A 13,564-nucleotide genomic window follows, 5' to 3' on the forward strand; every position below is an offset into this window, starting at 1 on the left:
TGGTTAGTCGAATCAATCGGGTAGTTACAGTCAGTTTATCCGTTAGGATATTACTGACTGTTCGTACGCGATAAAGAGTGATTAGCTCATAAAATAAAACGTTGGCTCATGTTCTCTATTTAATAGAAGAAACATAATAAATATTGTTTGTTGACGCTTGTTTGTTTAGTTTTCAAAGAGCAATTTTTTTATCCATCGCCTCAGAAGCGACAAATATTATCTTAACATAACAATCCGCATGATGCAATAGTAATTATTAGCAATTACTAAAAAATGAATTACTGGTTATCTGTCGTTTATTTTAACGACGAACTAATAATATACAACAGATAAATCTTTTCGTCAATCACTTTTCAAAGAAAATAATTAAGAAACGATTTGAAATGCCGTACCGCCGAAGCAGCTAAATAAGAATAACACTTTCGAATACTCGAGGCAATAGAAATATTTTACAATAATAATATTATCTCAAATAATAAGTTTCATAGAAGGTTCCTGATATTTGAAGCTCTAACCTTCCCACCTCTTCTCTCTAAAGACAAACAAAGGACTACGCAAAAGCGAAGTCCTCTAAATAAGCTAGATTTGAAACTGATTTTGATACATGTCATAGTAAAAGCCTTTTTTCATTAACAATTCGTCATGTGTTCCGGATTCTTTGATCTCCCCATGTTGAATCACTAAAATTTTATCTGCATTTTCAATTGTTTTTAGGCGGTGGGCAATCACGAAGCTGGTCCGTCCCTCCATTAATTTACTCATGCCTTTTTGAATTTCGATTTCTGTTCTAGTATCAATACTCGATGTCGCTTCATCCAGTATTAATAGATCTGAATCTGCTAAAATTGCCCTGGCGATAGCAAGTAATTGTCGTTGTCCTTGACTTAAGTTTGAGCCTCCAGAAGTAAGCGATGTTTGATAACTCTTTGGCAAATGCTTTATAAAGTTATGTGCCGAAGCAAGCTGTGCTGCTGCGATGACTTCCTCATCCGTTGCATCTAACCGACCATAGCGTATATTCTCCATGATAGTTCCTGAAAATAAGAATGTATCTTGCAAAACGACACCAATCTTTTTCCGCAACTCACTAAGTTTATAATCGCGAATATTGTGCCCATCGATGGTAATTTTACCGGCGCTCACATCATAAAACCTCATCATTAAATTGATAATGGTTGTTTTCCCTGAACCTGTTGGACCTACCAAAGCAATCGTCTCGCCAGCTTTTGCTTGGAAGTTGATATTTTTTAAGATTGGTTTCCCCTCTTCATAATGAAAGTGAACATGTGAAAACTCAACATTCCCTCTAAAGCGGTCAACTGTTCTTGCATTCTTTTTATCTATTACATCAGGGGCTTCGTCCATTACCTCAAATACTCGCTCAGCCCCCGCTATTGCAGACTGAAACATATTTAGCAAGCTTGAAAGCTGGTTGATTGGTCGGAAAAACTGCCTAGAATAGGTAACAAACGCAGCAATGATTCCCACAGTGGCCATTCCTTGCACAGTCATCACCGCTCCTACTGCAATCACCAATGCAAGGCCTAGATTATTGATAAAGTTATTAACCGGACCCAGAAAGCCCGACACTGTATCAGCAGCGGTAGCGGATGAACGTAATCGCTCATTAACCCCTGAAAACTTTGTGAAAATCTTCTCCTCTTGGCCAAAAAGCGTAATGACTTCATTGCCAGAGATCGCTTCCTCTATAAATCCATTTAATTCGCCCAAATCCCGCTGGCGTTTAATAAAATTACTACTACTATAGGTGATGATTTTTTTCGTTGTATAAATCATTAATGGAATAATTAGCAAGGTAACGATGGCAAGCATCCAGTTGAGCGAAAACATTGCAATCGCAACACCAGTAACCATTAGAACAGAAGAAAAGATTTGTATCACACTTTGGCTAAGGGCATTATTCAAACTATCAAGATCATTCGTTACCCGGCTCATTAAGTCCCCATGCGAACGTTTATCAAAGAATTTCAATGATAGAGTAAGGAATTTATTAAATAAATCCTGTCTTAACTTTTGAATTGTTAACAATGATACCCTTACCATCATGTACGTTTGGAGCCAAGTAAATAGCGCCGCCGCAATATACACCGCTCCTAAAACAAACAAGAAGCGAATGGTTCCATCGACATCCTTGGGAATTATATATTCATCGATGATCATACCAATTAAATAAGGCGCTGCTAGGCTTAATAGTGTAGAGATCAAAACAAAGAGAATCGAAGCAATCAGTGGGGCCTTTTGTTTCTCCATGTATCGCCAAATTCGTTTCACTGTGCCTTTTGGGTCCTTCGCTTTTACAACAGGTCCACCAAACCCTCTTGGGCCACGGGCTCGTCCCATTAGATTGGCAGCAGATGGTGTAGATGTTTTGCTCATCGAGATTTCACCTTCATTCCAGTTTGAGTGGCATAAATATCCTGATAGACTTTGCTTTTCGTGAGCAACTCTCCATGTGTTCCAATGGATTCAATCTCCCCGTCCTCCATTACAATGATTCGATCCGCATCAATGATAGATGATATTTTTGAAGAGATAATAAACAGTGTTGTATTAGAATGAGCTTGTTTCAATGCCCGCTGAACAGAGGACTCTGAGATTGCGTCAACGGCTGAAGTAGAGTCATCTAAAATTAAAATCTTTGGTTTCCTAATAAATGCTCGCGCTATCGATAAACGTTGCTTTTGTCCACCAGACAAATTCGTTGCCCCTTGTGACAGTGAGTGAGAAAAACCATCGTCAAATCGGTGAATAAATTCACTTGCCACCGCCGCCTCAGCCGCGTCCTCCATCTCTGAAATCGTTGCGTCGTCTTTACCAAAGCGGAAGTTATCCTCAATGCTTCCCGTAAATAAAAGGGCTTTTTGTGGTACAAATCCTATTGCTGAGCGGAGGTCCTCTAGAGAATAATTCTTGATATCGACTCCATCAATAAGAACACTTCCAGAATCAGGATCATAAAGACGAGGAATGAGTTTAACAAGAGTTGATTTCCCACTCCCAGTAGAACCGATTATACCAATCGTCTCGCCAGCCTTCGCCTGAAAAGAAATGTTCTTAAGTAAAGATTCACCATTTTTATGATAGCTAAAGTGGACTTGATTGAACTCCACTTCCCCTTGAATGTTCGATTTGGTCATTGGCTGGTCTGGTCCTGTAATATCTATATTGGTTTCAAGAACTTGATTGATTCGGCCAGCCGAAGGAAACGCGCGTGTGATCTGCATCAATACATGACTACTACTCATTAACCCATTCATCATAATGTTTAAGTAGTTGATAAACGCTAAAATCACACCAACCTGTATGGTTCCTTCACTTACTTTAATCACTCCCATCCACAGACCAGCCACTACCCCAAGATTCACCACAAACATCGTGATGGGCATAAGAGTAAAAATGACTTGTTCTGCAGACAAATTACGTTTTGTTAAGGCTTGATTCACGCTCTGAAAACGTTCTGTTTCATGGTCCCCTCGATCAAAAGCTTTAATCACTCGGATACCGGCTAATGTTTCCTGCAACTTTGTATTCACCTGATCCATTGCTTTTTGAACCTTCGCAAAAAGTTTACCTGACTTAAAGGAGAAATAATAGATAAACACGATGAGAATCGGAATCGTGACGAGTAAAACTGGAAATAGTTCTGGCGCGGTCAACCATACGATAACGACAGACCCGATAAACAGAAGCGGTCCTCGTACAAACACGCGCAAGGTCATCATTAACGCCTGTTGTATAGAAGCGAGATCATTTGTCACAATCGTGATTAATTTTCCGGCGCCAAATGCATCTGTATTTTGATTTGAAAACGACTCCGTTTTGCGAAAAACATCCCGACGAATATCTGATGCGAAATAAACAGCTGCCTTCGTGGCATAAATCGAACTGCCAATTCCCCCAATCAAACCAATGACAGCACTCAGCAGCATCAAAAGCCCCAACTTTATCACATAAGCATTATCTTCATTCGCAATTCCAATATCAATAATCATTTGCATAATCGTGGGCTGTAACAAATCCATCGCTACTTCAATGCACATAAAGAACGGTCCTAAAAAGGCAAAAAGAGTGTAGGGTTTGATGTATTTTAGTAATTTCTGCATGGATTTCATAGTTTTCTCCTAACCTTGCTGCAAATTGTCCATGTTTACTAAAAATCCGGACATAAGAAAAATTTTACCACGAAAAAACAGTTTAGTAATCGCGTGGCTCTAGTTTTTTACCGAACAAGAAAACTAGCCTCATAGAAGACTAGTCAAAGGTAAGGGATTATTTATCGTTATCGTCTTTCCCCAGAGAAAAACCAGAGAATAGCCTTCCTCCATGAGACTCAAGAACCTCATCAACCAATTTAATGATGTTCACTTTCTCACCCGTCCGATAATAATCATCAAAAGCTGCAACAAAACGAACGGCAAATTCCTCATCGTACGAACTTAGTGAGCGAAACACCCATTTTGATGTACCAATCCAGTTTCGATTTGTCCTCAAGACAAATTCACTTACAAGAGCTGCTAGTTCATTTGCGATGAAAATTTCCTCAGCACGATTGCTACTACCAATAAAGTCGTCCAAAAGATCGGTGATAAAATAACGTTTCGTATTTATTGTTTCCTGCGACCATTCTTTTGGACCTTGTTCAAGTAGTTTCTTTGCCTCTTCTTTTATCGAGAGAAGACTTCCGTCGTCTTTTAGTACGATTCCTTCGGCAACCATTCTGGGCATAGATGGTCGCGCTCTTTCATAATCACTTTGAAAAAAATCCTTATACGAGGTTAGATTATGAACAAATACCTCGATTGGCCATTTGGAGAATAGAACTGACTCTCTATAGGATGAACTCATATTTTTATCAAAAATAACAACATCTAAGTCGGACGTTTCCGTTTCTTCCCCACGGACAACACTGCCTGCTAGGATTGCCGATTGGCAAGATGGAAAATGGCTATCAACAAACTTTCTTGCTGTTTCAATTGGATTGCTTTTTAATTTCCCCATTACTTTCACCTCTGAGAAGTCTCCGTGACCTTTTTGGGTAGTAGATTCCCTTCCCTATCCTAAACGACCTTTGCGTAAATACAAGTATCTCTTAACTCACTTTTATCAACAGACCAATCATCGTTTCTCAAAATCCCTTCCAAGGTAAAACCTAATCTTTCTGGGATTGCTCTGCTTTTCTGGTTCTTTACATCACAGCGAATTTCTAGTCTTCTCGCCTGGAGTTCCCGAAACGCAAAATCCGAAATCCCTTGCACCGCTTCTGTCATATATCCCTTTCCACTAAAACGGCTATCAATCCAATAACCGATTTCCAATTTCGGTACCGACCAATCAATTCGATGCAAACCGGATGAAGCCACTAAATCTCCTGTTTCTTTTAGAAAAACTAATAATCTCAAATCCTCTCTTTTTAGAAAGTTAATATGAGCTTGCCTAATATTTGATTCAACATCCTGCTCCGATTGTTCGCTTTGTGCAAAAGGCATCCACGGCTTTAATTCTTCGATAGAGGCTTTTATCGCTTCATAAACCACCTTGCCATCTCCCGGCCTAGGCATACGGATGACTAGACGGTCCGTTGAAAACTCTTCTGGAAATTCTCTTAACAAAGGATCCATTTTCCCATCTCCCAAACTACCAATATTTTCTGGTTTTTTGTTAGATAATACTCCTATCCCCTTACAAAATCAAGTGAATCATGGCTTTATGTATTTTTACCGAAAATCCCACTATGCGCATTACCGATTTATATTTGTTAAAATCCTCGGAATTCCCTCTAAATCATCAATGATATAATCCGCCTCCACATTGTCCCAATGTGCATTTCTTTTCCAAATACCTTTCATTCCAATTCTTTGTGCTGCTTTTATATCATTGTGTGGATGATCGCCAACAAATACACTTTCTGTAGGCAACACGGTTAGGATTTCTAATGCCTTTTCAAAAATTTGTGGTTCAGGTTTTTTCATTCCTATCGATTCAGATATGAGGATTGTTTTAAAGTATTTCTCAATCCCCAATGACTTGATATTTTCCATTTGAAACGGATCTTTCCCATTGGTAATGATACCAAGAGCAAAGTTCTTTTCCACCAAAGCATCTAACATATTGATAAGATTAGCGAATGGTATACAATTGTATTTAAACTGATTCACATAATCTTCAAGCAAATCTTCAGGAGATAAACCCGTAATCATAAACTCTTGAACGAACTGTTGGTAAACAATGTCCTTCCAGACATAACCGTTCTGATCAAGCCCGATAAAACGATTTATGTATTGTTCTTTTGGGATATGGCAGACCCATTTGTTTAATCGATTGTATTGATTACTGATGAACTTGAGGACGGATGCCTCTCGATCTAACAATGTACCGTCTAAATCGAATAAGACCGCCTTAATCATGATAACAACCCCCAAACTACAGTTTTCTAGAGACCCTTTTTAGCTTTGATTATAAGGAAAGAAGGTCTCCGCCTCTCATTCACTAGTTTAGGCATCTGTTCTAATCCGGCAGGAGTTGACTGTGGTTCTAATATATTTTTTATATTAAGACCATTAATGATCAATGTATTAACTAAAGTGGAGATGGTTCGATGGTATTTAATCACCCCATCAATATGCCATCTTTGTTTCCTCTGACCTTCTTCTTGGTAGTTGTCGAATGCCCAGTGTAATTTATTGCCTTCTTCATCTTTAACCCAATTATCCATGTCTTTTCGTGCGGTTACGATTGGGTGCTCCGTAGAAAAGATGAATTCACCATCCTTAGCTAATAATTTCGTGATAGTTTTAATTAAATTTGAGTAATCCTTTATGTAATGAATCGCTAGTGAACTGACAATCACATGAAATGTTTGGTTTGATAAGTCTAGGTCCTCGATTGGAGAACAGAGGTATTCGATCTTTTCATGGTTATTTTCTTGTTTGGCTAGTTCTAGCATCTTCTTTGAAATATCTACTCCCAAAACCTTTGAGGCACCTCGGTCGACACAATAACTTGCGAACTGGCCGTTGCCGCAGCCTAAATCCAATACCGATTTCCCCTCGAGCGAGGGCATTAAAGATTTTATTGCTGGTTGCTCAATAAAATCGTTGTAGGTAGTGCCACTCTTACGTACAGCTGTATATTCTTTGAAAAAAACTTCATCATCGTAAATATTTTGTTTCAACTTTAACACCCACTTTCGTTCGTTCTAATTGGATTTTTTTATTCTGTCCCATATAAGTATTCAATGACGGTTGGAAACCGCTGCGCCCAATGGTTCCCGTTATGAGCACCGCCTTCGACCACGGTAAAATGTAAATTTGACACCTTCTCCTTCAACAGCCCTTGCACCCAAAGATTGCATTGAAGGTAAGCCTCGCTACTCATCCTTCCTGTGTCTTCATTCGTACCTATGTCTATATACACTTTTTCAAGAGAATCTAATTGTGTTGACTCGATATTCTCTTTTAACTTTTCTTCATTAAACCAAAAGGCCGAGGACATACAAGCGATTTTCTTAAACACATGTGGATATGTACATGCCGCAAATAAGGTAATTAATCCCCCCATTGATGTCCCTGCCATGGCTGTATTCTCTTTGTCTGTTCGATACTTCTGGTCAATCATTGGTTTTAGTTCTTTAACAATGTAGTCGATATATTTTTCACCTTGTCCCCCAACAATCCCCTTTATTCCATCAATTCTTTCTCTGATAAAATCATTTTCCCACGGCCCATATTCTTCAAGACGCCCAAAGCTGTTAGCACAATCAATCCCGACAACGATAATTTCAACGTCACTTTTATCTAAAAAATCACCGATCTTCATGCTTTCTCCTTGCTTATTGTCCTCCTCATTGTAAAGATACTGACCATCGTGCATATACAAAACCGGGTATCGTTTTTGGCTACGGTCATAACTAGCAGGTAAATACACTCGAATCATTCGTTCACTATTAAACGGGGTCAGATTTACCTTAAAATAATCAAACAAGACAACCATCCCTCCTATTAAAAAAGCCATTACGGTAGTCTAATCATGAATACACTCCAATTCGACGAAACCAACCAAATCTCCTTGTCAGTTAGTCCCCTATCTAGCACCGTGTACTGTTTTTAGAAAAAAAGGAATTTCGTTCATACTTCTCCAATACTTGTACATATTAACAACGATACTAATTGAAAGTGAGTGTGATAAACAGTGTCTAAACAAGGAAGGCAAAGAAACAATCAAACAAGAGAGCAGATTGAGAAACAAGACCATCGCAACGATATTGAATTAGGGAATGAATTTACTATTGGGAATACAAAATCCCACAGTCAGAAAAAAAGTGGCCGTCAAGTGAATAAAAAATAACCTCAACCCGAGGTTATTTTTTATTCACTTTTGTCTACCAAAGTATCATTAATTTGCGTGATGACTGTCCCCTTAGGTAGTCGCGAACATAACTCTTCAACTGTCGAGTATTTCTCTTCATTAGAAAAAAGATAAAATCCTGCTCCATCATGGAAAATCATGATGAAAGTCGTATCTCCTTCGACTTTAAACACAGGAATAGACCGCTCTTTTTTTCTCCCCCATTCCTTAACACTCTCTAATCGAAAAGCTATATTGTCCGAGTATGAAATTGCATAAAATTCATTCTGTGCTGGAAGCCAAAAGGTTTCCTCTACTAATAATTTTAGTGACAATGAATCGATAACCTCGACAACAAAACAAGGTGGATGATATTGGTGCTTCTTAAACAAAGTATAATACGTTCGTGTTTCTTCAAGGTGAAAAAATCGATAATCCATTTTGTTTTCTTGCAGGAAAGTGATAAATTCCTCCACCTGATCATCGTAAGGAATAAAGGTAAGGTACAGAGGATATTGATTTTGTGCCATTAGAAAATCAAGCAAATAACTTTTGTTCGAGTCCACATAATCGCCTTCAGTACCTTCACCAATAAAATAAATCGAGTTTAATTCTCCTTCTACTTTTGTATAATGGCCCAAGTCATCGAAAAATTTCTCGGTGATTTTTTCTTCTTGAATCCATATTTCCGCCATTTTTTACTCCTCTACATTAGACGTATGTATGTAGCTAGTATTCACACTTCCTTTTTAGCTAGTACAAATTTTATATGTAGCATTATTACTTTTTTAGCTTTACTATTTTTGTAAGATAAACAAGGATTATTGCCTTTCATGTTGAATCTTTAAGGAAGAAAATAAAGGAGGCTTACACGAATAGATGAGTCATTTTATATCGCATGTTGCAACATTAGAAATACCTGTAGGTAATTTGGAAAAGTCGATTGAATTTTATATTGATGTCCTTGGGGTCGAGCTTGAATTTAAAGGTGAAAAGAATGCGATGCTAACCTTTAAGAAAAAAGGCGTTCCTACCTTCTATTTAGTAGAAACCGAGGAAACCCAACGTACGTCTTTTAAGAATACAAATAATGACATCGTTCATAGCATCATTGATTTTTATACTCCAGAATTAAAAGAGTTTTATCAGTGGCTCAAGGAAAAGAACATCGAAGTTGGACCGCTAAATATTCAACCAGAAAACGGGTATGGCGGTTTTGGCTTTAAGGATCCCGATGGAAACCTATTAGCTGCTACCAATGTGTTACACGAAGGCCAATAATGGATAAGAAAAATCCACATTTTAAGTGGATTTTTTCATTCAACGAATATGTAACTCCCGAGACTCCATTGGCTTGGAAATGGCAGATAATTAAAACCTACTCCTACTCGACTATTATTTATAATCAGAACTCAATATAGAAAGGATGCAGCTCTTCATTTAAGCAATACTCTATTCGTTGCTTGAAGTTTTTCCAAGTGACCATTTCTAATGCTTCTTCTACTGGAAAATAACCGACTTCAAGACTCTCGGAACTAGTAGCCATTTCTCCTCCGACAGGAACGGCTAAAAATAAGCTGTTGCAAATCGACTGATTTACGTTTTGAACGATTCCGCAAAACTTTGTTACTTCGATATCGATTCCAGTCTCTTCCTTTGTTTCTCGAATCGCAGCCTCCTTCAAAGATTCCCCTACTTCCACCTGTCCACCAGGCATTTCCATCCTCGTTTTGGTCCTTTTATTAACAGAATTTCTTTGTTAGCATTTAAAACAATGGTTGCTGCTGACAAGATATGTTTGGGTGGTGTAATCATCATTTATCTCCGTTTCTATTACTATTCATTGGCTAATTATTCATCTAATCTTATTTCTTCTACACAAAAAGCCGAACTTCCTTCTTGAAGTACGGCTTTTCTTTCCAGTTTAAGAATGTGACCGACTTATAGTTCACATGAAGATAAATAAAAAAACCAATCCGAAGTGGATTGGTTTTTACACGCCTTAGAGGATTCGAACCTCTGACCCACGCCTTAGAAGGGCGTTGCTCTATCCAGCTGAGCTAAAGGCGCATATATGGTGGGCCTAAGTGGACTCGAACCACCGACCTCACGCTTATCAGGCGTGCGCTCTAACCAGCTGAGCTATAGGCCCTTAAAAATGGAGCGGGTGAAGGGAATCGAACCCTCATCATCAGCTTGGAAGGCTGAGGTTTTACCACTAAACTACACCCGCGAAATAATATGGAGGCGGCAACCGGATTCGAACCGGTGAATAAAGGTTTTGCAGACCTTGGCCTTACCACTTGGCTATGCCGCCAATAAAAATGGCTGGGCTAGCAGGATTCGAACCTACGAATGACGGAGTCAAAGTCCGTTGCCTTACCGCTTGGCTATAGCCCATTGAATATACTTCAAGAGTTACTTCTTTGAATTAACTTCAAGAGAAACATCGCAGACACATTTAATTGCAAATGCGTTGCTGCCTGAATTACTTCTGTAGTTAAATGTGTCGACATTAACTGTCTAACTATAGAATCTTTTTTTAAAATCCTCTGATAAATAAATGGGGCGACCGATGGGAATCGAACCCACGAGTGTCGGAACCACAATCCGATGCGTTAACCACTTCGCCACGATCGCCACAATATTGGCAGGGGTAGTAGGAATTGAACCCACACCAAAGGTTTTGGAGACCTTCGTTCTACCTTTAAACTATACCCCTAAAAATGAAATTAAAACTTTGGTTATTTTTACTTTGTAGTAAACTTTGGTGGAGGGGGACGGATTCGAACCGCCGAACCCGAAGGAGCGGATTTACAGTCCGCCGCGTTTAGCCACTTCGCTACCCCTCCAAGAAGGTGGCTCAGGACGGAATCGAACCGCCGACACATGGATTTTCAGTCCATTGCTCTACCGACTGAGCTACTGAGCCATATTAGGAAATTGTTCCGCTTAAAAGTTTGTGCGAGACCATTATTGCTCGAATAACCTCACGGTTTTTCTCGCAAGTTGCCGCAGAAGCTAAATCATAAAAGGTAGCAACTTGCTCTACCGACTGAGCTACTGAGCCATATTACATAGTATATAAAAAGTAGTTTCCTACTGAATTTTTATATGAATGGCGGTCCGGACGGGACTCGAACCCGCGACCTCCTGCGTGACAGGCAGGCATTCTAACCAACTGAACTACCGGACCAAATTATTAAAGAATAGAAATTACATTGGTTGCGGGGGCAGGATTTGAACCTGCGACCTTCGGGTTATGAGCCCGACGAGCTACCGAACTGCTCCACCCCGCGATAATATTAATTATATTGTTTTGTTTATGCTCAATGTTAGCACTGACTGTCCCGATCTCAGGAAGCAAAACCAAGATGTGGCTCGATCGGTACAACTCGCAGATTATTCAAAGGAGTAACGCTTGTTGCTCCACCCCGCGATAATAGTATATAAAATTGTTTTACCATGCTCATAGTGAGCAGTAACTGTCCGAAAGTACCGCCCCGATTTCAGTAAGCTATATCAAGGTGTGGCTCAATCGGTGCGCTGCAGAGTATTCGAAGAAGATTATTCGATCGTGCTCCACCCCGCGATAATATTATTGACAAAAAAATGGAGGAGGAAAGGGGATTCGAACCCCTGCGCGGTTTGACCCGCCTGTCGGTTTTCAAGACCGATCCCTTCAGCCGGACTTGGGTATTCCTCCGTATAAATGGACCCTGTAGGACTCGAACCTACGACCGGACGGTTATGAGCCGTCTGCTCTAACCAGCTGAGCTAAGGGTCCAATAAGTTAAAGAAAATGATAGCATTATTATCTGTCTCCATATCAGTTAGCCTATTCAAAAAACAGCTAGATGGTGACAATTCGTTATGAAAATGGAGCCTAGCGGGATCGAACCGCTGACCTCCTGCGTGCAAGGCAGGCGCTCTCCCAGCTGAGCTAAGGCCCCATATTATAAGTTAAAATACGACTGGTCGGGAAGACAGGATTCGAACCTGCGACCCCTTGGTCCCAAACCAAGTGCTCTACCAAGCTGAGCTACTTCCCGTGTATAAATGGCGCGCCCGAGAGGAGTCGAACCCCTAACCTTTTGATCCGTAGTCAAACGCTCTATCCAATTGAGCTACGGGCGCATATATAAAAAATCTTGTTTCAAAGAAGTTATTGGTGCGGGTGAAGGGAGTCGAACCCCCACGCCTTGCGGCGCTAGATCCTAAGTCTAGTGCGTCTGCCAATTCCGCCACACCCGCATATATATAATTTTTTTCGCTATTGCGAAAAAAATATGGTGAGCCATGAAGGACTCGAACCTTCGACCCTCTGATTAAAAGTCAGATGCTCTACCAACTGAGCTAATGGCTCTAAATGTTAAAATTACATGGAACTATCTAAAGGTTTTCGCTGGTAGCGCTTCTACGATGCTCGAAAGACCTTACGGTCTTCCTCGCAGATTGCCTAAGAAGCAATTCAGCGAAGTGAGCAATCTGCTCTACCAACTGAGCTAATGGCTCTAAATATTTATCATAATTAATACCAAATATATGGTGCCGGCCAGAGGACTTGAACCCCCAACCTACTGATTACAAGTCAGTTGCTCTACCAATTGAGCTAGGCCGGCATTATAAAAAATTTTCTTTGCTACCCGAAAAAAATATGGTGGAGGATGACGGGATCGAACCGCCGACCCTCTGCTTGTAAGGCAGATGCTCTCCCAGCTGAGCTAATCCTCCATTGTTATAGGTAATTCCCTTTCGTTAAACAAAAGAAGTAAGGAAGGGTTTTTTCGCTTTCTCGAAAAAACATTGGTGACCCCTACGGGATTCGAACCCGTGTTACCGCCGTGAAAGGGCGGTGTCTTAACCGCTTGACCAAGGGGCCAATATATGGCTTTTTTTAAAATGAGACAAAATAAATACCCCGATAAGGGGTTGCCTGGCAACGTCCTACTCTCACAGGGGGAAACCCCCAACTACCATCGGCGCTGAGAAGCTTAACTTCCGTGTTCGGCATGGGAACGGGTGTGACCTTCTCGCTATCGCCACCAGACTATGTAATTAAGGAAAGTTCTTTTGCTTGCGCAAAAGGGGTTGTTCCCTCAAAACTAGATAATGTAATCAGAAGGTAAAGTCATTCATATCTTCCTTAACTTTATAAGGTTAAGTCCTCGATCGATTAGTATCAGTCAGCTCCACACGT

The 13,564-nt window shown here is 40.1% G+C and carries 9 protein-coding genes, 21 tRNA genes, 1 rRNA gene and 1 pseudogene; 1 reads left to right on the forward strand and 31 read right to left on the reverse strand.

The window, feature by feature from the left end; translation table 11 throughout:
- Positions 1-579: 579 nt before the first annotated feature.
- The 8 genes from BMX30_RS22695 to BMX30_RS22730 form a co-directional block, all read right to left on the reverse strand.
- Entirely contained in the window at positions 580-2,361 is a 1,782-nt protein-coding gene (locus tag BMX30_RS22695; RefSeq protein WP_090750614.1) for an ABC transporter ATP-binding protein, read from the reverse strand.
- 32 nt (positions 2,362-2,393) lie between these two features.
- On the reverse strand, positions 2,394-4,133 hold the full coding sequence (locus BMX30_RS22700) for an ABC transporter ATP-binding protein (protein WP_090750599.1): 1,740 nt from the start codon (positions 4,131-4,133) through the stop codon (positions 2,394-2,396).
- A gap of 157 nt (positions 4,134-4,290) precedes the next feature.
- Positions 4,291-5,019 carry a nucleotidyltransferase domain-containing protein gene (locus BMX30_RS22705; protein ID WP_090750601.1) on the reverse strand — a complete coding sequence of 243 codons (729 nt, stop codon included), beginning with the start codon at positions 5,017-5,019 and terminating at the stop codon, positions 4,291-4,293.
- Positions 5,020-5,078: 59 nt separating this feature from the next.
- Positions 5,079-5,639, reverse strand: a complete 561-nt coding sequence (locus BMX30_RS22710; RefSeq protein WP_090750603.1) for a GNAT family N-acetyltransferase — start codon at positions 5,637-5,639, stop codon at positions 5,079-5,081.
- 120 nt (positions 5,640-5,759) lie between these two features.
- Entirely contained in the window at positions 5,760-6,425 is a 666-nt protein-coding gene (locus tag BMX30_RS22715; RefSeq protein ID WP_090750605.1) for an HAD family hydrolase, read from the reverse strand.
- 26 nt (positions 6,426-6,451) lie between these two features.
- Entirely contained in the window at positions 6,452-7,192 is a 741-nt protein-coding gene (locus tag BMX30_RS22720) for a class I SAM-dependent methyltransferase (RefSeq protein WP_090750607.1), read from the reverse strand.
- 38 nt (positions 7,193-7,230) lie between these two features.
- The gene (locus BMX30_RS22725) at positions 7,231-8,001 is read right to left on the reverse strand and encodes an alpha/beta hydrolase (RefSeq protein ID WP_170843984.1); all 771 of its coding nucleotides are present in this window, start codon (positions 7,999-8,001) and stop codon (positions 7,231-7,233) included.
- Between the two features lie 383 nt (positions 8,002-8,384).
- The gene (locus tag BMX30_RS22730; RefSeq protein WP_090750611.1) at positions 8,385-9,059 is read right to left on the reverse strand and encodes a hypothetical protein; all 675 of its coding nucleotides are present in this window, start codon (positions 9,057-9,059) and stop codon (positions 8,385-8,387) included.
- 184 nt (positions 9,060-9,243) lie between these two features.
- Here BMX30_RS22730 and BMX30_RS22735 point away from each other — a divergent pair, with 184 nt between their 5' ends.
- On the forward strand, positions 9,244-9,645 hold the full coding sequence (locus BMX30_RS22735) for a VOC family protein (protein ID WP_090750612.1): 402 nt from the start codon (positions 9,244-9,246) through the stop codon (positions 9,643-9,645).
- Positions 9,646-9,769: 124 nt separating this feature from the next.
- Here BMX30_RS22735 and BMX30_RS22740 read toward each other — a convergent pair.
- The 23 genes and pseudogenes from BMX30_RS22740 to rrf form a co-directional block, all read right to left on the reverse strand.
- Positions 9,770-10,182: pseudogene (locus BMX30_RS22740) on the reverse strand (NUDIX hydrolase).
- A gap of 178 nt (positions 10,183-10,360) precedes the next feature.
- Positions 10,361-10,434: transfer RNA gene (locus BMX30_RS22745), tRNA-Arg, on the reverse strand.
- Positions 10,435-10,439: 5 nt separating this feature from the next.
- Positions 10,440-10,516 (reverse strand) — tRNA-Ile (locus BMX30_RS22750).
- Between the two features lie 7 nt (positions 10,517-10,523).
- A tRNA-Gly gene (locus tag BMX30_RS22755) sits at positions 10,524-10,597 on the reverse strand.
- A gap of 9 nt (positions 10,598-10,606) precedes the next feature.
- Positions 10,607-10,681, reverse strand: a tRNA-Cys gene (locus BMX30_RS22760).
- Between the two features lie 8 nt (positions 10,682-10,689).
- Positions 10,690-10,764 (reverse strand) — tRNA-Gln (locus tag BMX30_RS22765).
- A gap of 164 nt (positions 10,765-10,928) precedes the next feature.
- A tRNA-His gene (locus BMX30_RS22770) sits at positions 10,929-11,004 on the reverse strand.
- Positions 11,005-11,012: 8 nt separating this feature from the next.
- A tRNA-Trp gene (locus BMX30_RS22775) sits at positions 11,013-11,086 on the reverse strand.
- Positions 11,087-11,132: 46 nt separating this feature from the next.
- A tRNA-Tyr gene (locus BMX30_RS22780) sits at positions 11,133-11,216 on the reverse strand.
- Between the two features lie 7 nt (positions 11,217-11,223).
- A tRNA-Phe gene (locus BMX30_RS22785) sits at positions 11,224-11,296 on the reverse strand.
- Between the two features lie 187 nt (positions 11,297-11,483).
- Positions 11,484-11,560: transfer RNA gene (locus tag BMX30_RS22790), tRNA-Asp, on the reverse strand.
- A gap of 26 nt (positions 11,561-11,586) precedes the next feature.
- Positions 11,587-11,663 (reverse strand) — tRNA-Met (locus tag BMX30_RS22795).
- 314 nt (positions 11,664-11,977) lie between these two features.
- A tRNA-Ser gene (locus BMX30_RS22800) sits at positions 11,978-12,070 on the reverse strand.
- 7 nt (positions 12,071-12,077) lie between these two features.
- A tRNA-Ile gene (locus BMX30_RS22805) sits at positions 12,078-12,151 on the reverse strand.
- A gap of 93 nt (positions 12,152-12,244) precedes the next feature.
- Positions 12,245-12,317 (reverse strand) — tRNA-Ala (locus BMX30_RS22810).
- A gap of 22 nt (positions 12,318-12,339) precedes the next feature.
- Positions 12,340-12,416: transfer RNA gene (locus tag BMX30_RS22815), tRNA-Pro, on the reverse strand.
- Between the two features lie 8 nt (positions 12,417-12,424).
- Positions 12,425-12,501, reverse strand: a tRNA-Arg gene (locus BMX30_RS22820).
- Positions 12,502-12,533: 32 nt separating this feature from the next.
- Positions 12,534-12,618 (reverse strand) — tRNA-Leu (locus BMX30_RS22825).
- Between the two features lie 36 nt (positions 12,619-12,654).
- Positions 12,655-12,730: transfer RNA gene (locus tag BMX30_RS22830), tRNA-Lys, on the reverse strand.
- A gap of 180 nt (positions 12,731-12,910) precedes the next feature.
- Positions 12,911-12,986: transfer RNA gene (locus BMX30_RS22835), tRNA-Thr, on the reverse strand.
- Positions 12,987-13,022: 36 nt separating this feature from the next.
- A tRNA-Val gene (locus tag BMX30_RS22840) sits at positions 13,023-13,098 on the reverse strand.
- A 73-nt stretch (positions 13,099-13,171) separates the two neighbouring features.
- Positions 13,172-13,246, reverse strand: a tRNA-Glu gene (locus BMX30_RS22845).
- Between the two features lie 52 nt (positions 13,247-13,298).
- Positions 13,299-13,414: ribosomal RNA gene (rrf, locus tag BMX30_RS22850) — 5S ribosomal RNA — on the reverse strand.
- Positions 13,415-13,564: the final 150 nt, after the last annotated feature.

This window comes from Mesobacillus persicus, assembly GCF_900109925.1.
GTDB lineage: Bacteria > Bacillota > Bacilli > Bacillales > Cytobacillaceae > Mesobacillus_B > Mesobacillus_B persicus.

Bases quoted from the DNA above. Each gene is read 5' to 3' on its own strand.
- BMX30_RS22735 (WP_090750612.1), top strand. From the start codon at position 9,244: ATGAGTCATTTTATATCGCATGTTGCAACATTAGAAATACCTGTAGGT.
- BMX30_RS22695 (WP_090750614.1), bottom strand. From the start codon at position 2,361: ATGGGACGAGCCCGTGGCCCAAGAGGGTTTGGTGGACCTGTTGTAAAA.
- BMX30_RS22715 (WP_090750605.1), bottom strand. From the start codon at position 6,425: ATGATTAAGGCGGTCTTATTCGATTTAGACGGTACATTGTTAGATCGA.
- BMX30_RS22705 (WP_090750601.1), bottom strand. From the start codon at position 5,019: ATGGGGAAATTAAAAAGCAATCCAATTGAAACAGCAAGAAAGTTTGTT.
- BMX30_RS22710 (WP_090750603.1), bottom strand. From the start codon at position 5,639: ATGGATCCTTTGTTAAGAGAATTTCCAGAAGAGTTTTCAACGGACCGT.
- BMX30_RS22730 (WP_090750611.1), bottom strand. From the start codon at position 9,059: ATGGCGGAAATATGGATTCAAGAAGAAAAAATCACCGAGAAATTTTTC.
- BMX30_RS22700 (WP_090750599.1), bottom strand. From the start codon at position 4,133: ATGAAATCCATGCAGAAATTACTAAAATACATCAAACCCTACACTCTT.